The sequence below is a fragment of the Streptomyces sp. NPDC050416 genome (genome assembly GCF_044458845.1).
GTDB lineage: Bacteria > Actinomycetota > Actinomycetes > Streptomycetales > Streptomycetaceae > Streptomyces.
On record NZ_JBITII010000024.1, the window covers coordinates 1 to 15646 of the forward strand.

At 67.7% G+C, this 15646-nt stretch carries 12 protein-coding genes and 3 pseudogenes; 4 read left to right on the plus strand and 11 right to left on the minus strand.

The window, feature by feature from the left end; genetic code table 11:
- Positions 1 to 132: 132 nt before the first annotated feature.
- Positions 133 to 513 (plus strand): annotated as a pseudogene (locus ACIBL4_RS39600) (transposase); the annotation flags it as partial.
- A 120-nt stretch (positions 514 to 633) separates the two neighbouring features.
- Here ACIBL4_RS39600 and ACIBL4_RS39605 read toward each other — a convergent pair.
- Together ACIBL4_RS39605 and ACIBL4_RS39610 are read right to left on the minus strand one after the other, a co-directional pair.
- The gene (locus ACIBL4_RS39605) at positions 634 to 1116 is read right to left on the minus strand and encodes a carboxylesterase family protein (protein WP_399416706.1); all 483 of its coding nucleotides are present in this window, start codon (positions 1114 to 1116) and stop codon (positions 634 to 636) included.
- A gap of 50 nt (positions 1117 to 1166) precedes the next feature.
- On the minus strand, positions 1167 to 1862 hold the full coding sequence (locus ACIBL4_RS39610; protein WP_399416693.1) for an SDR family oxidoreductase: 696 nt from the start codon (positions 1860 to 1862) through the stop codon (positions 1167 to 1169).
- 82 nt (positions 1863 to 1944) lie between these two features.
- Here ACIBL4_RS39610 and ACIBL4_RS39615 point away from each other — a divergent pair, with 82 nt between their 5' ends.
- A complete protein-coding gene (locus ACIBL4_RS39615) occupies positions 1945 to 2670 on the plus strand; it encodes a sugar isomerase domain-containing protein (protein ID WP_399416694.1) in 726 nt (241 codons plus the stop codon).
- A gap of 404 nt (positions 2671 to 3074) precedes the next feature.
- Positions 3075 to 3197, plus strand: a complete 123-nt coding sequence (locus ACIBL4_RS39620) for a hypothetical protein (RefSeq protein WP_399416695.1) — start codon at positions 3075 to 3077, stop codon at positions 3195 to 3197.
- Positions 3198 to 3710: 513 nt separating this feature from the next.
- On the opposite strand, the gene ACIBL4_RS39625 is transcribed toward ACIBL4_RS39620, so the two are convergent.
- The 8 genes and pseudogenes from ACIBL4_RS39625 to ACIBL4_RS39660 all read right to left on the minus strand — a co-directional run bounded on the left by ACIBL4_RS39625 (position 3711) and on the right by ACIBL4_RS39660 (position 12870).
- Positions 3711 to 5291: a ricin-type beta-trefoil lectin domain protein gene (locus ACIBL4_RS39625; RefSeq protein WP_399416696.1), complete on the minus strand. Its 1581-nt coding sequence runs from the start codon at positions 5289 to 5291 to the stop codon at positions 3711 to 3713.
- A 574-nt stretch (positions 5292 to 5865) separates the two neighbouring features.
- Positions 5866 to 7122: a ricin-type beta-trefoil lectin domain protein gene (locus tag ACIBL4_RS39630; RefSeq protein ID WP_399416697.1), complete on the minus strand. Its 1257-nt coding sequence runs from the start codon at positions 7120 to 7122 to the stop codon at positions 5866 to 5868.
- 211 nt (positions 7123 to 7333) lie between these two features.
- Complete coding sequence (locus tag ACIBL4_RS39635; protein WP_399416698.1) at positions 7334 to 8359, minus strand: glycoside hydrolase family 5 protein; 1026 nt, start codon at positions 8357 to 8359, stop codon at positions 7334 to 7336.
- A gap of 66 nt (positions 8360 to 8425) precedes the next feature.
- A pseudogene (locus ACIBL4_RS39640) lies at positions 8426 to 9316 on the minus strand (SGNH/GDSL hydrolase family protein); the annotation flags it as partial.
- A gap of 89 nt (positions 9317 to 9405) precedes the next feature.
- The gene (locus ACIBL4_RS39645) at positions 9406 to 9567 is read right to left on the minus strand and encodes a hypothetical protein (RefSeq protein WP_399416699.1); all 162 of its coding nucleotides are present in this window, start codon (positions 9565 to 9567) and stop codon (positions 9406 to 9408) included.
- Between the two features lie 264 nt (positions 9568 to 9831).
- Positions 9832 to 10230, minus strand: a complete 399-nt coding sequence (locus tag ACIBL4_RS39650) for a helix-turn-helix domain-containing protein (protein ID WP_399416700.1) — start codon at positions 10228 to 10230, stop codon at positions 9832 to 9834.
- A 306-nt stretch (positions 10231 to 10536) separates the two neighbouring features.
- Positions 10537 to 11793 (minus strand): annotated as a pseudogene (locus ACIBL4_RS39655) (IS3 family transposase).
- A gap of 276 nt (positions 11794 to 12069) precedes the next feature.
- A complete protein-coding gene (locus ACIBL4_RS39660) occupies positions 12070 to 12870 on the minus strand; it encodes an SDR family oxidoreductase (protein ID WP_399416702.1) in 801 nt (266 codons plus the stop codon).
- A gap of 18 nt (positions 12871 to 12888) precedes the next feature.
- Between ACIBL4_RS39660 and ACIBL4_RS39665 the strand changes: the two genes are divergently transcribed.
- Positions 12889 to 13533: a helix-turn-helix domain-containing protein gene (locus ACIBL4_RS39665; RefSeq protein WP_399416704.1), complete on the plus strand. Its 645-nt coding sequence runs from the start codon at positions 12889 to 12891 to the stop codon at positions 13531 to 13533.
- A gap of 276 nt (positions 13534 to 13809) precedes the next feature.
- Here the strand turns inward: ACIBL4_RS39665 and ACIBL4_RS39670 are convergent, their stop codons facing one another.
- Positions 13810 to 15498: an ISAzo13 family transposase gene (locus ACIBL4_RS39670; protein ID WP_399416705.1), complete on the minus strand. Its 1689-nt coding sequence runs from the start codon at positions 15496 to 15498 to the stop codon at positions 13810 to 13812.
- Between the last annotated feature and the right edge of the window lie 148 nt (positions 15499 to 15646).

Sequence of the window (15646 nt, forward strand, 5' to 3'; positions counted from 1 at the left end):
GGCCTTGCCGTAGTTGGTAGTTGCGGTGACCGTGGTGATCGCGGGCTCGGGCCAGGTCTCCGGCTTGGCGAAGCGGAATTCCGGGCCGTGCTTAGACCGTGTCCTACGTGGTGAGGCGGACGTTCACCCGGTATGGGGCGGGGAACGTGGAGCTGGATCGTGCCGGACGGCTTGTGGGAGATCGCGAGGCCGCTGATCCCGGAGCAACGAACACGACCACAGGGCGGTGGAACAGCGAACGCACCTGATGAGACGCTGTTCGCGGCGATCATCTACGTGCTGGTGAGTGGCTGTGCCTGGCGGGCACTGCCGCCGTGCTTCGGCGTCTCGAAGTCGACCGCTCACCGCCGGTTCCTGATCTGGTCCAGAGCCGGCGTATGGGGCCGACTGCATGAGACGATCCTGCACCGGCTCGACGACGCCGACCTCATCGATGTCTCTCGCGTAGTCCTCGACTCGGCCCACGTGAGGGCTAAAAGAGGACAACGCTCGGATGGTGCCGAACACCCCGATTCCACCCTGGTTCACCACGACGTCCAGTCGGCCGAAGTGCTCCGCGCGATGCGTGACATGCGGAGTCAGGGTTCCCATGGCGAGCCCGTGCATCGGCCGGCTGCTTTCATCCCGGGCCCATCAGGAGGGCAGGCCGGTCCACAGTGTGGTGACGTCGTCGGCCGGGGGTTTGATGATCATCTGCTCAGTGGCGGCCGGGGAGCCGCCGATGGCCCGGGAGTTGCCTGCCGTGTCCGGGGCGTACGGCTGCCATCCAGGGTTGCCGGTGGCGGCGAAGGCGGCCCACGCGCCGACGAGGGAGTCGCGTGCGACCAGATGGTCGGGGCTGTCGGCGCCGACAAGGGTGAGCTTGTCGAAGACGTGGAGCAGGTCGGCGCCGTGGAAGGCTCCCATGTCCGGTCCGCATGGCTCGTCGAGGAGGAGGTAGTGGTAGGCGCGGCCACCCGCACCCACCTGGGCCCCGGCCAGGCGCGTCGCGGGCAGCCGGTAGAGGGCGTCGGTGAGGAACGTGCTGCGCAGCGCCGACAGGTCGTCGGGATCGGTGATGCGGTTCCGGTAGGCGTCGAGGAGCTTCTCAGGCTCCGTGACTCCGGCTCGCCGCATCTCGGTGTACAGGGCTGTTTCGTCCTCGGGGCGGAAGGAGTCGCCGCCGATCAGCTGGAAGCGGGGCGGATGAGAATCTCGTTGACGTCGACGGTGGCGGGTTGGGTGATGGCATACAGGACCGCGCGGGCGATGTCCCCGGGGTCGAGTTTCGGGTCGTGGGCACGGTCGGGCGGGATGCCGCCGGTGTCGACCAGGCCGGGCTGGACAAGGGTGACGCGGACGCCGGTGCCGACACACTCGGCGCGGATGTTCTGGGCGAGGCCGTTGACCGCCCATTTCGTGGCGGAGTAGAGGTTGCCCGGTCGCACCCCCCGGCCGGCGGCCGATCCGGTGAACACGAGGTGACCGCCGGAGGCGACCAGGGCGGGCAGCGCGGCACGTGCCGTCAGGGCGGGTCCGTAGACGTTGGCGAGCACCATGTCCCGCCATTGGTCGGGCGGTGCGCCCTGGGTGCCGAGGAAGCTCGTGACGACACTGGAGCCAGCGTTGGCGAAGGCAACGTCCAGCTGGCCCCAGGTGTCCTGTACCTGGCGGACGAGGCCGCTCAGCTGGTCCCAGTCGGTGACGTCGCAGGCGACCGGCAGGACTCTGTCGGGGCCGCCCAACTGTGCGGCAAGTTCGGTCACGGTGTGGTGGGTTCGCGCGGCGAGGACCACACGGTATCCGGAGTCGACGGCCAGCCGGGCGGTGGCGGCTCCGATGCCTCGGGAGGCTCCGGTGATCAGGAGGACGGGATCGTTCATGCACGCCAGATTAGCCATAACGGCCGCAACCGGTCTAGACCACTGTGTTAAGTTTTGCCACCAGCCAGCGAAGGAGAAATCCGTGGACTTTCGTGACGACTTCGGGGCCGCGATGCGCGCCCATCTCCGCATGATCGAGGAACACAACGCCGCAGCCCTGGACGTGGTGGCAGCGCGGCTACTCGATGTGGCACGCACCGGCAGGGTCGTGCACACCACCGCGGCGGGCCACAGCGTGGCCGCAGTCCTGGAAACCTTCTACCGCGCCGGCGGACTGGCCTGTGTACGCCCGTTGTTCCACCCGGCGTTGCTGCCGCTGAACGGCGCGCAGGCAAGCACCGAGTTGGAACGAGTCAGCGGGCTGGCGGCGACCTTGGTCGCCCCGGCGGGTGTCCAGCCGGGCGATCTGGCCGTCGTCTTCTCGAACTCGGGCGTGAACGCGTTCCCGGTAGAAGCAGCCCACGAACTCAAGCAACGCGGGGCCTACGTCGTTGCCGTTTCCTCACGCCTCCACATGGCGCAGGCGCCCACACGATCCTTCGCCAAGCTCGGTGATCTGGCGGACGCGGTGCTCGACACCGCCATCCCGCCCGGTGACGCGGTCGTGCCCACACCGAGCGGAGCGACCGCGTCGATATCCACGATCTGCTCCGCCTACCTGTGGAATCTGCTGTTGGCTCGCCTGGCCCGACTCTCCGTAACCCAGCAGGTGTCCCTCCCCCTCTGGCGCAGCTCCAACCTTCCCGACGGCGACGCGATCAACCAGCGACACCTCGACGATTACCGGGTAGCCATCCCGATGCTGTGAGCCGTTGAAGCGACCGGGACTCCTCGGGAGAGAAGGCCGTGCCAGAACGGAACGCGACCTCGCGTGTGATCGCGCCGAGGTCCGTTTCGCTGGCTTCGCCCCGCTGACGTGGTCAGCCCCAAGGGCGCGAGGTCAGCATCGCCACCATCCGCTAAGCGGCTCAAGATCCTCACCGCCTCATCCGGGAGGCCCCCAAGGAGCGCATGATGAGGTCGTCTTTGCGCAGGGCGATACGGATGATGGCCAGGCTGATCGTTTCCGGGTCGGCGATGGCCTGCAAGGGCCGGCGGTCGACTCGCACCAGGTAGGCAAGTGCAGCACGCGACGGAGGTGTGCTGGGTACGGCGAAACCTCGGTGGGCTCCAGCCGACGGGTGCTGGACAGCAGGTAGATGACGTGAGCTGTTGAGTGCGCAGACCGAGGTCCTCGACCTGCCCGGAGCCATGGTGCTGCCCCCCTTCGACGACACCCACACCCACCTGCTCCTCGCCGCGCTCCGGTCCCAGGACGTCATACCGGTCCAGTGAGAGCGGGTGCGTCCAGGAAAGTGCAGGTCGGGACGTAGAGGTTGGGTGGCGTCGAACCAGTCCGTGACATATTTGTGAGACGCGAAGGCAAGAGAGGCACGGCCCACGGGACCCGTGTCTCGGTTTCTGTCTCTCGTTGCGGCGGCTGAGTCACCGTCGCCGACACCGGGCCTGCGGTGCCGCCGAGGATCCTGTTCGCTTCGCCGCACTGCCCGAGACGCCGCGCTGACATGAATAGTCGACCGAGGCGCTACACGTTGCCGGTCTGGGTGCTGAAGAACCCAGGCCGTCGCCGCGCCCCGCGCTGGCACGTGAACCCGGCAGAAGCGATGACGAGTCCGGCGAGGAAGTAGGGGAGGGGCGGAGCCTTCGGGAGCCGAGCAGTAGGACGCCGTCGGCGATCACCGCGGACTCGTACGGTGGAATATGAGAAACCTAGTTTCGAGTATCACGACGACACCGTCCAGGCCGGCCATCGCCTTGGCCCAGACGGTGTCGGTCAGACGGAATCGCTCAGATGCGAGTCCACTTCTGGTTGGTCGCGCCGCTGCAGTCCCAGATCTGGACCTTGGTGCCGTTGGTGGTCGCGCCGCCAACGACGTCGAGGCACTTGCCAGAGCCGACGGCGGTGATCGTGCCGTTGGTGTTGAGGCGGAACTGCTGGTTGGACTGGCCGTTGCAGTCCCAGATGTTCACGGCGGTGCCGTTGGTGGTGGCGGCGCCGACGACGTCCAGGCACTTGGCGCCGCCGTAGACCCGCAGTTCGCCCGAGCTGGTGCTGGTGAACTGCTGGTTGGCGCCGCCGTTGCAGTCCCAGATCTCGGCGAGGGTTCCGTTGGCCTGGGAGCCGCCGGTGATATCCAGACAGCGGCCGGAGGCCTGACCCTTCAGCGAGTAGGTGCTGCTGCCGGGCGGTGTGCCGCCGCCGGAGACCACGTACATGGCGGCGCCGTGGGCGGGGACGGAGGCGCTGATGGAGCCACCGGTCGTGCTGGTGGTGTGCGCCCACAGGTCGCGTACCGAGTAACTGGGCGCCGCTCCGAGGCCGATCTGTGTAGCGGACGTGGAGACGGTGGCCGTGCCGCTGCCGCGGTTGAGGAGGACCACTGCGACCGAGCCGCCTGCCATCGGCTTGGTCCACACCTCGGTGTTGCCGTTGTCGACGATGCGGTTGCCCTGGCGGCCGCCCCAGTCCTGGTTGACGCCGATCACCTCGGTGTTGGTCAGGATCGACTTGGTGGCGGCGCTCATGGTGCGCAGGTCGTTGCCCGCGATCAGAGGCGCGTTCAGCAGCGCCCAGAGGCTGAAGTGGGCTCGGGACTCGGTGTCGGACAGGCCGTTCCCGACCTCCAGCATGTCCGGGTCGTTCCAGGCCCCGGGGCGGGAGAAGCCCGCCCAGCCGGGCTGAGCATCCAGGATGCCCATCACGGAGTTCCAGTTGGCCTGGATGTCGCCGGTGGTGCGCCAGGAGTTGCCGGTGGCGGGGCCCCAGTTGCCGACCTGGTCGTTGCCCCAGTTGCAGAGGGCGAACAGGATGGGGCGGCCGGTCCTGGCGAGGGCGTCGCGCATGGCGGTGTAGCGGTCCTGGCCGCTGCGGCCCTGGTGGTCACCGCAGTTGTCGTACTTGAGATAGTCGATGCCCCAGGACGCCCACAGGTTGGCGTCCCGCTGCTCGTTGCCGAGGCTGGCGGGGTAACCGGCGCAGGTGGTCAGGCCGGCCGACGAGTAGATGCCGAGCTTCAGCCCCTTGCCGTGCACATAGTCGGCGACTGCCTTCATGCCGTTGGGGAACTTGACGGGATCCGGGACCAGGTTGCCGCCGGCGTCACGGTTCCGTGTGGACCAGCAGTCGTCGATGTTGACGTACTGGTAGCCGGCCGCGGCCATGCCGCTGGACACCATGGCGTCGGCGGTCTGCCGGATCAGACGGTCACTCACATTGCAGCCGAAGCTGTTCCAGTCGTTCCAGCCTAACTGCGGGGTACGAGCAAGGCCGTTGTCGAGCGCCACAGCCTGGGGGGCGGGTAAGAGAGCGAGAGGTACCGCGGCGGCGACCAGGGCCGCCGACAGCATCGCGCGGATGAGTCTGAGCATGAGTTTCTCCTCGATGGATTGTGCGTATTCGAAGGCGTCGAGCGCGAGCCCGATTCCGTTGGGCGCCGGTGGCCGACGTCGTCCCAGATGGTGCTGCTGTTTACGCTGACCGGCAGGTCGGACTGGGCGGTTGGTGCCGGAGCGCCGACGCGTCAGTTCGGTGCCTGCAGGTGGCCCTGTGAAAAATTGTGTGAGGCCCGACGGTGCGGGATGAGCCAGAGAAGTCAGTCAGGGTCGGTGCTACGGGCCGTTTGCCGACGTCGGCTGGTGGAATGTGACCGGGCCAGCTGGCGTCGCTGCGGACGCTGCCGGTGACCCCACCGTCAAGACGCGGCCGAGGCTGGTCAGCGACAGTGAATGCCGTCCCCAGCGTCCCGCATCACACAGGTAGGTACACGACGGTGCAACGACCAGGCCAGGACGGCGCCTAGCCGGTGGGGTATGGCGACGCCGTCGCAGCCGTCCCCCTCCGGCCAGCGAGTACCCGGGCCGCAGGCGCGCCCCCAACGGTCGAAGTGCCAGCTCCTGAACGGCACTTCCGTCTACTTGTGCCTCGGGGCGGGGTCAGTCGTCGTTATCGGATGGTCCAGCGCTGGTTGGACGCGCCGTTGCAGTTCGCCAGGACGGTCTGGGCGCCGTTCCCGGTGCCGCCGTTGGTCGTGTCGAGGCACAGGCCGGATGGGGCGCTGGTGATGGTGCCGTTGGCGTTGACGTTCCAGCGTTGGTTCTGCCCGCCGTGGCAGTCCCAGATGATGACCCGTGTGCCGGCGGACGTTCCCGAGGCCTCGGCGTCCAGGCACTTGTTGCCGTACACGCGCAGCTCACCGGCGGCAGTGCGCGCCCACTTCTGACTGGGCCGGTCCGCGCAGTCCCACAGCTGAGCCTGGGCGCCGTTGGTCTGCGACGAGTTCGCCACCTCGAGGCAGCGGCCGGAGCCGGCGCCGACGATCTGCCCGCCGCTCGGCGGTTGAGGGGTCGTGCCGCCGGGCGGCACGTACGGGCACTTGGTCTGGGAGCGGGAGACGCCACTGCTGTCCGCCAGCGATGGGCACAGGAACTGGGTGTAGCGGGTGTCGTTGTCGAGGAAGATCTTGAGCCAGGGGATCGTGCGACGCGTCACGTTGGAGTTCCCCCAGGTGGGGAAGCCGTGGCCGCCGCTGGTGAGCTCGATGTAGGCGCTCTGCGTGGCGGCCGGCATGCCGCCGTACAGCCCGTTGAGGTAGGAGGGGGTGACCGTGCCGTCGTCCCGTGCGCCCATGATCAGCGTGGGTACGCGCAGGCTGGAGAGGTTCTGTGAGGGCGAGAAGGGCGCGAGCGGCAGGGCTGCCTTCAGCGACGGCCGGCGTTCGGCCGCGCTGATGGCGCCGCCGCCGCCCATGGAGTGGCCGAGCACGCCCAGCCGGTTGGGGTCGACGCGGTCGCGCACCGGACTCTTCTGGGTGAGGTAGTCCAGCGCGGCGAGCAGTTGGGTGCCGCGGGCGGTGTCGTAGTCGTTGGGGCTGTTGGTGTCGATGCCGATGACGACGAACCCGAAGGACGCGAGCCACGGCCCCATCCACGCGCCTTCGGCAGACCACCGGGCGGTGTAACCGGGCACGGCGGCGACCGCACCCCACGTCCCCAGAGAGGTGTCCGTCGGGTAGTAGATCTTCCCGCCGTTGAAGCCGTTGCCGGGCGGCACGGTCACCTCCGCGGTCGCGAACGTGCCCCGCTGGGCCACGACGCTGCTCACCGTGGGAGCCGGGCCCCGCTCGTACGGGTTGACCGCGGCAGACCGCGATTGCGCCGACGCCGGCTGGATCGCCACCAGTGCGGCGATCAGACCGGTCACGGCCGCCACCACGGCCGCCTTCAACGTGACCGTCCTGCGCCTCCTGCCGGATCTCACCGGGCGGGTTGGCGCGTCGCCGGAAACCGGGGCGTCGTCGATAGTGCTCGAATGCATCGTCCTGTCCTCCATGCCTTTGTCGTCGTTACGGGAGTCCCGTCCGGGCGACGGGCTATAGGTGGCGTGCGCATGACATATGTAGAATTGAGTTGCCTCAGTGGTGGAGCCCGGGAATGGCCGGGGGAGTGGTGCCTGTGGCGCCGGCGGAGAAGACCGCGGCCTCCTTGGCAGTGGCGACTATGCCGTTCGTTCCGTTGAAGAGGCGCCGGCCCCAACTGGTGAGCTGGCTGGGGTCGAAGTTGGTGACCAGGTCGAGGTACTGCACATCGCTGCTGTTGCCGCTCCACGACCAGCCCAGGTAACCGATCTTGAGCCGCTGGGCGGCGGCCAGGATGGCATCCTCGTCGGGATTGCCGTCCGAGTGGTTGCTGCCGAACTCCCCGACCACGATGGGGAGTTTCGCGGCCACGAAACGGTTCAGGTAGTCGTTGACCTTCGCGGCCGTGTTGAAGACGCCGTACATGTGGACCGAGAACACCGTGTTGCGGTCCGGATCGGCGGCGAACACCGACGTGGCGTTGTCGCGCATCGTGAACGCCCAGTCCTGACCCCAGTTGGGCGCGTCCACCATCAGCGTGTGGTTGAAGCCGGCGCTGCGCAGCTTCTGGACGGCGGCCTTGGTGTCGGCCGTCCACCTGGTGTAGTTGGTGTTTCCGTACGGCTCGTTGCCGATGTTGACGATGACGTACTTCTCCTGACCGGTCAGGGCGCTCTTCACGCTGGTCCAGTAGTCGGCGGCGCGGGACAGGGTGGTCGCGCCGCTCTGTTCGCCGTAGCCCGTGGTGTCGTGGACTTCGAGGACGCAGATGAGCCGGTTCTGCTCGCACTGGGCGACGACGTTGGCCACGTCGGCAGCACTGTTGCGAGTCCAGCGGTCACCGCTGGCGAGGACGACGCGGACGGAGTTGGCGCCCTTGGCCTTGATATGGGAGAGGGAACTGATCCGGTTCGGGTACCAGGTGTGGGCGTGGTTGACGCCCCGCATCACGAAGTCGTTGCCCGACGCTTCCAGCAGGCGGCCGTTCTGGACGCGGAACCCGGTGGGCGCGGCCTGCGCCGGGGCGGCGAGACCGAGCAGGGGGACGGGCAGGCCCAGGAGAGCTGCCAGGACGGCGGCCATTCGTGGGGCGGTTCGCGTGCGGAATCTCATGGCGGCGGCTCCAGGAGGGGGAAGTGTTCAGGGGGCGGTGGCTCGTGCCGTGCAATTGACGGCGGCGGTGCGGGGGATGGCCGTGACATGGGACGCGGACGTGCTGCTCATCGTTCTCGCGCCCTGGTGGCCGCCCTTCCAGGAGGAGACGGCCCCGAGGGCGGCCGGGCAGGCTCGACCACCGTTGGCCGGGCCTGCCCGGCACACCCTTCAGAGGAGAGCGACGAGGGCGGGATACCAGCGGGCTGCGATCTTCGTGTTACCGGAGGCGGAAGGGTGTACCCCGTCGTAGGTGTCGCCTGAGGTGTTGAAGCCCGTCCACTGGTCGACCACGGTCACCGGGGATCGGCTTGTGCTCGTCGCCCGGGCCCAGCCGGGGATCCGCGCATTCAGGTCGGCCACTCGCCGGGCACAGCCGGTGCAGTTGGTGGGGTTCATCGGAATGATCTGTGCGACGAGGATCTTCATGTTCGGGTTCGACGCCCGCATCTGTGTCACCAGTTTGGTGTAGGCGGTGAGGATGCGGTCGGGCGCGATGCTGCTCCAGACGTCGTTCGTGCCAAAATGCATGACAACGATGTCGGGACGGGTGGACGAGAGACGGCCGGGAAGTAGGTTCTGGTTCGCCACGTTGGTCACGAGCTCACCGCCGTGGCCCTCGTTGTCACCGTCGAACGCCTGGGGGCAGCCCTGCTGGCTGAGGGTGCCGACGAAATCGATGTTCGAGTGACCGGCACTGCGCAGGCGGTTCCACAGCACCGCCCGCCAGCAGCCGGGCGAGCCGGTGATCGAGTCACCCAGCGGCATGATGCGTACGGGGTTAGCTGCGGGGGCTGCAGCGACCGCGGGCGCGAGGGTCACGCCGAGGGTGAGCAGAAGCAGAGACAGAAGAATCCGGAAGAACGGTAAGTGCGGGGTGCTGCGCATGCCAGTCCCTTCCTGCGTGAGCCGGGAGTGCTCTGAGAGGTGCGGTCCGGTGATTGCCTGCCTCGCCCCCGACGTAGCTGCCCGCGACGTCAGCGCGCCTGGTTCTGCCCACCACTGGTCAGGTGTGCGGGGTTCAGGCAGTGCAGACGCCGGGGCGAGGCGGAGTGGCATGCTGTTGCCGATGAAACATCCAGGGGGCGGTGCTGGTTGTCGGCGATGTTCTGCCAGGCCGACGCGGTACTGGTTGTCATGGAGCGGCGGGGTGATGCGCGTCGCGGTCAGTGCGACGGTGGTGATGCCGTCAAGCAGTCAACGCTACGAGCCGGATCGCTGCTCTTCGCAGTGATGGCGTGATGCCGAGGCATGCGTCGGTCACGATGGCCTCCTCCGAATGCATGGGGGGTGCCGAGCGAACCGGTGCCTCTTGGGGCCAGAAGGTGATCGCTCACTCGGTCGAGCATGGGACCGCTCCCACGGAGAGTAGGAAGGCACCGAGGTGCCGTCAAGGATTCTGTCTAAACTTGGTGTTTGACCATGCTCGAATTCGTGACTTCGGTCGTATGACGTCTCGCCCGGGCGCGGCGGTGAGCGGCATGAGGGCGGTAGTCCCCGCTGACCGGATGCCGGTTGCGGCGGATCTCCCGGCTGACCGTGGAGGGACTGCGACCCAACTCGGCCGCGATGGCGCGGACGGTCGTCTTCTCCCGTAGCCGGTCGGCTATGTGGAGGCGCTCGTCCTCGCCCAGGTTTCGGGACTCACCCCGGACTTCGACCCGCGTCTGCCGGGACTTGCGGGTGAAGACCGCGACCGCGGGCAAGTCCTGCGCCCGCAGCCGCGGCCTCTTCTTGCGCCCCTCTGGCCGGCCGTACCGACAGTCCCGACCGGTCCGCTCATGTACTCCACGATCCGGCATGCCTGAGCGTTGCCCATTCCTTGATCCACAAGAGCAAGGTAGAGCTCACGCGCCTTCAAGAGCTTCCTGGGCTCCTGCGGCCTGCGGTTCTCCCGAACCTCGAAGCCCATCGCGTCCCCTTACATCGGGGTGTTGCAACGACCTCTTGAACCCGAGGGCACAGCAGGCAGTGCCCCGTCGGGGGTGGCTCGTCGCGGCCTCCGGTGGCCTCAGAAGGTGTACCTGAGGGCCACGGCCAGCTGGGTGTCGATGGCCGACAGCGTCGTGAGGTAGCCGTCGCCGATGCGGAAATGGGGGGCGCTGTGGTTATGAGGTGTCCCCCGGAATGTGGACACAGCGGTGGCATGCTGCCAGTGTGAGTTTACGTCCTCCCTGGTGCTGCTGTTCGAACTCGGCTGGTGAGAGGTAGTTGAGGGCGCTGTGGCGCCGTCGAGCGTTGTAGTAGGTCAGCCACTGGAAGATCTCCAGTTTCGCCTGACGCACCGTCGAGAACAGTCTCTGGGGCATCGTCTCTCTCTTGAGCCCCTGCCAGAACGACTCGGCGAGGGCGTTGTCGTAACTCGAGCCGACCCGGCCCATGCTCCTGCGGATCCCGAAACCGTCACAGACCTGCGCGAACGCGGCCGATGTGTATTGCGAGCCCCTGTCCGCGTGGAAAATCACTCCGGTGGCGTTGCCGCCGCGGGTCGCGACCGCCATCGTCGGGGCGTCGATGACCAGTTCGGCGCGCATGTGGGAGGCCCTCGAGTAGCCGAGTACCCGGCGCGAGCAGATGTCGATGGACGCAGGCGAGATACAGCCACGTCCCGCCGACCTGCACGTATGTGATGTCGCCGCACTACTTCTCGTCCAGGCGGGCGGCGGTGAACCGGCGCTGGACGAGGTCCGGGGCGGGCGGTGCGAGCCGGTCCGGGACGGTGGTGCGCTTGCGGCGCCGCAGGTGCCGGCCCTCGATGCCGTTGAGGCGCATCAGCCGCTCGATGCGCTTGCGGTTGATGGTGTGCCCGAAGCCCCGCAGTTCGGCGTGGACGCGGCGGACCCCGTAGGTTCCCTTGTGCGCGGTGTGTATCTCGCGGATCTCCGCGACAAGCTCGTCCTCGGCGGCCTGCCGCTCTTCGCGGGCCTTCGCGCCGGCGAGCCACCGGTAGTACCCGGAGCGCGAGACCTGAAGGGCTCGGCATATCCGCTGAACGCCGAAGGCCTTGGCGTAGGCGGAGACGAAGTCCCAGCGGCGGGTCTTCACTTCATCTCCTTTGCGAAATAGGCCGCCGCCCGGCGCAGGATCTCCCGCTCGAGCTCCGACTCCTTCTCCGCCTTGCGCAGCCGACCGTTCTCGGCTCTCAGCCGGGCCAGTTCCTCGTTCTGGCTCTCCGCGTTCTGCTCGCCGTGGCTGTGACCGCGACCGGCGTGCTCGTCGGCCTGGCGCACCCAGCTCCGCAGCGTCTCGCCGGTCACCCCGACGTCCGCTGCGACCACCGCATACGTGCGCTTCCCGCCCGCCGCGCGGTACAGCGCGACGGCATCGTTCCTGAACTCCGCCGGATATGGAGATTTCCGTCCCACCAGGACACCCTTCCTCGGATCTGCAAGATCCGTTGTCAGTGTGTCCACACCGTCGGGGTCGCCTCAGCACGAGGTGCCTCCCGGGCCGCGCTCACGTTGTACGGCACCATGCCAAGGAACTCGCTGAACCGGGCGGCGAGTGGAGCGTCGACAGGTCAGAGATCGATGTCGGCATCCGCTGAACTCGGAGCAACAACGGTCAGTGGCGGCCAAGCCGGAACGCTCCAGTCTTGGCACCGGCCCAGTCCTCTCCGGTCGGCGTGTCGGCCTCGTCGGTCAGAGGCGTGGACCGAGGAACAGGCCGCCGCTCGCGTCGATGATCTGGCCGGTGATCCAGCGAGCGGCGTCGGACGCGAGGAAGGCGACCACGTCGGCGACATCGCCGGGCCCGCCCAGCCGGTCGAGTGCCGTCATGCCGGCGATCTGTTCGGCGAGGCCCGGTACGTCAAAGACGGCTCCGTTGGCCGGCGTCCGGGTGGCTCCGGGGGCGACCGCGTTCACCGTGATCCCTCGGGGTCCGAGTTGGTTGGCCAGGGTCCTGCTCATTGTCTCGACCGCGGCTTTCGTCATGGCGAAGGACGTCTGGGCCGGGTTGGCCATCCGGGTCGCCACCGACGAGATCGTGATGATCCGGCCGCCGTTGCGCAGCAGGGGCAGTGCGTGCTCGATGATGAAGTACGGCGCTCGCACGTTGACCGCGAACAGGTGGTCGAACTCCGCCCGGGTCGTTGCGCCGAGCGGGCCGGCCGGTGCGGCCGCGGCGTTGTTGACGAGGATGTGCAGCGGCAGACCGGCCAAGGCGGCCTCGACACCGGCGAAGAGCGTCTCGACGTCGCCGTCCACGCCCAGTTCGGCCCGGACGGCGCGGGCGGCCCCGCCGGCGCGGTCTATCGCCTTCACCGTCACCGCCGCCCCGCTCTCGTCCGTGCCGAAGTGCACGAGGACCATGGCCCCTTCGGCCGCGAGCCGGGCTGCGATCGCTTGCCCGATGCCCCGTGACGCGCCCGTCACCAAAGCCGTCCTGCCGACCTGACCGCTCACGCCGCCCACCCCATCCCGTATGTTAGTTACTAACATTGCGGTAGTGTCTATCACATGATGGAGCGGAAACCGAGACTGCGGGAGCGCCGGCGATCCGAGACGCGGCGCATGATTCAGGCTCATGCGGTGCGGCTGTTCACCGACCGCGGCTACGACGCGGTGACGGTGGCCGAAGTCGCCGAGGTTGCAGGCGTCTCGGCGATGACCGTGTACCGGTACTTCCCCACCAAGGAAGACCTCGTCCTCATCGACCAGCCCGCACAGCTCATCGCCGAACGGGTCGCCACGTCGTCCCCGACGCACCCTTTGGTACGCCGCGTCGGCGGCGCACTCATCGACGCGGCCAAGGCGCTGACCGGCGGCAACGAAAACGAACCGGCAGTGAGCGAGCGATTTCTGCTGGACTGTCTCCGGCTCATGGTCTCGACGCCCGCCCTGCGGGCCCGGCACCTGGACAGCCAATACGCGCTGCAACATGCCATCGTCGACGCCCTCGGAGACGACGCGACCACCCCCGACGCGGCGTTCCGCGCCCACGCGGCGACCAGTGCGTGCCTGGCCGCGATGCACACGGCATTGACGCGGTGGGCCGAGGACGACGGACAGACGGCATTGCCCGAACTGATCACGCGGGCACTCGCCGCGTCCTTCGGCGGCGACGTCGCCACCGGCCGGCGGGACCGAGACAGTCAGTCATAACCCGCCGTCAGGACAGGTCTGACCCGACTTGACGACCTTGCGACGAACGACCGTCTGGACTGGCACTGTCACATCTCGGAACCCCCGTGAACAATGCCATCGAGGGGGTCTTCCATGATCGCGGCCAGGCCCAGCCACTCGCTGTTGCAGGGGAACGAGCGGATGGGGATCAGGGTGAATCGGCCGGCGATCTGAGCGCCTGGGATGCCGGTCAGCAGGGTGCTGTGCGGCGCAGCGGCCGCTGCGGGTTGCCCGTGGCTTAGGGCTCGCAGAGAATCAACATGCTGATTTGATCTCGGTGGGGCTGCTGTTCGCGAGGAACGCGGTGACGTCAGCAGGCGTGCGGAACCTGGCTGTCGAGGGAGGAATGGTGTGGCCGCGCTCGGCCAGGAGGGGCTGGACTTGGTGAATGGCCCTGGTGAGGGTGCTGCCGTTGACTCCGAAGAGTTGGGCGAGCAGATCTCGGGTGCCGAGTTTGCGGGGGTAGAGCACGGTGGCCAGGACTCTCTCGACCGTGGTCAGCCTGTCCTTCGCCCCTGCGCCGCGAGCGCGGATGCGCTCACCTCCTGGTTGCTGGAGCCGTCCCTGCTTACGTAACTCAGCAATTTTCGTGGTCAGTTGGTCGACGAGTTCGTCCAATGCCGGTTCGGGCATGCCGGTCAGCTCCGGGTTGCGCAGACACCCAGTGCCGGACGGCAGGGACGGGCCGGCTGATCGCGGGCTGGCTTCATCGGCTGCGTTGGTGGTGTCGCGAGGCTCAGGGCGGAGGGTGTAGTTCCAGTCGCCGTGGAAGCGGTGCCGGTCCATCGTCAGGGCGTCGATGTCGCTGTCGGTGACCTTGATGCCGGTGTCGTAGGTGCCCCGGTCGAGTTCGGCGTGGACCTTCAGCCCGGCGCGGGTCGTGGTCGCCGCGATGCTGTTCACGATGACGTCGTGGCTGGTCAGCGGACGGCCGCGCCAGTTCATGGAGATGTGGGAGAACAGCCGGTGCTCGATCTTGTTCCATTTCGAGGTGCCCGGCGGCATGTGGCAGACCGTGATGTCCAAGCCCGTCTCGGTGGCCAGTGCTGCGAGTTCCGCCTTCCAGGCACGGGTGCGGTAGCCGTTGGAGCCGCCGGCGTCCGCGGTGATCAGCAGACGGGTGGCGGCCGGATAGTCGTACCGACCGCGGGCCTGCCACCAACGGCGGATGGAGGCGACAGCGAACGCGGCGGTGTCGTGATCGGTGCCGACACTGACCCAGCCGGTATTCGCGGCGATGACATAGATCCCATATGGGATCGCCTTGCCCGGTCCCTGCCGGTCCAAGAAATCGTGCGACTTGACCAGCACCGTCTCATGGGTCGGCCGCCACTGGTGGCCCGCGTTCTTGTAGTCGCCGACAAGCTCCTTCTTCTTGGCGTCCACGCTGATCACCGGCTGGCCCACACTCATGTGCTGTGTGGCCTGCTCGTTGATGTAGCGGAACTGGACGTCACGGTCTGGGTGTTGCTTGCCCTCGATGGTCTTGGCGCCAGCCTGCAGGCTGAAGCCCTCCTGGCGTAGCAGGTCTCCGACCGTGTCCGCGCTCACTCTGTGCCCCTGGCGGGTGAGCTGAGCCGCGAGGTTCCTGGTCGACTTCACCGTCCAGCGCAGCGGCGACATGGGATCGCCCCGCTCGTCAGGTTCGACCAAGGCCAGCAACGCTGGCCGCAGTCCCGGATCAAGATCCACGGCCTTCTTCCGCCCGCCACCGGGCCTGCGAACCCGTCCTGAAGGCTCCTCGCCGGCCTCCAACTCGTTCACACCCTTGCGGACCGTCGTTTCGCTGACCTGGGCCGCCCGCGCGACCACCCGGATACCACCGTGCCCCAGGATCCGGGCCTCGGCCCCCATCAACAGCCGCCGCTGCCGCTCGTCCAGATGCGGGAACAACACCCCAAACTTCACAGCGAGTTGACTACGAACCTCATCGGAGACGCCCATAGCAGACCAACGAGCCTAAGCGGGCGAAGCAACACCTTGATTCTCTGCGAGCCCTTAGACATCGTCTCATTTGGTGAGCCTGCGGTAGCAGATGAGGCTGCAGGCGATGGCGGTGAAGGCCAGGAAGTGCTCGGCCTTGCGTTCGTAG

Bases quoted from the DNA above. Each gene is read 5' to 3' on its own strand.
- ACIBL4_RS39650 (WP_399416700.1), bottom strand. From the start codon at position 10,230: ATGCCGGATCGTGGAGTACATGAGCGGACCGGTCGGGACTGTCGGTAC.
- ACIBL4_RS39625 (WP_399416696.1), bottom strand. From the start codon at position 5,291: ATGCTCAGACTCATCCGCGCGATGCTGTCGGCGGCCCTGGTCGCCGCC.
- ACIBL4_RS39610 (WP_399416693.1), bottom strand. From the start codon at position 1,862: ATGAACGATCCCGTCCTCCTGATCACCGGAGCCTCCCGAGGCATCGGA.
- ACIBL4_RS39665 (WP_399416704.1), top strand. From the start codon at position 12,889: ATGATGGAGCGGAAACCGAGACTGCGGGAGCGCCGGCGATCCGAGACG.
- ACIBL4_RS39670 (WP_399416705.1), bottom strand. From the start codon at position 15,498: ATGGGCGTCTCCGATGAGGTTCGTAGTCAACTCGCTGTGAAGTTTGGG.
- ACIBL4_RS39660 (WP_399416702.1), bottom strand. From the start codon at position 12,870: ATGTTAGTAACTAACATACGGGATGGGGTGGGCGGCGTGAGCGGTCAG.
- ACIBL4_RS39605 (WP_399416706.1), bottom strand. From the start codon at position 1,116: ATGCGGCGAGCCGGAGTCACGGAGCCTGAGAAGCTCCTCGACGCCTAC.
- ACIBL4_RS39635 (WP_399416698.1), bottom strand. From the start codon at position 8,359: ATGGCCGCCGTCCTGGCAGCTCTCCTGGGCCTGCCCGTCCCCCTGCTC.
- ACIBL4_RS39645 (WP_399416699.1), bottom strand. From the start codon at position 9,567: ATGACAACCAGTACCGCGTCGGCCTGGCAGAACATCGCCGACAACCAG.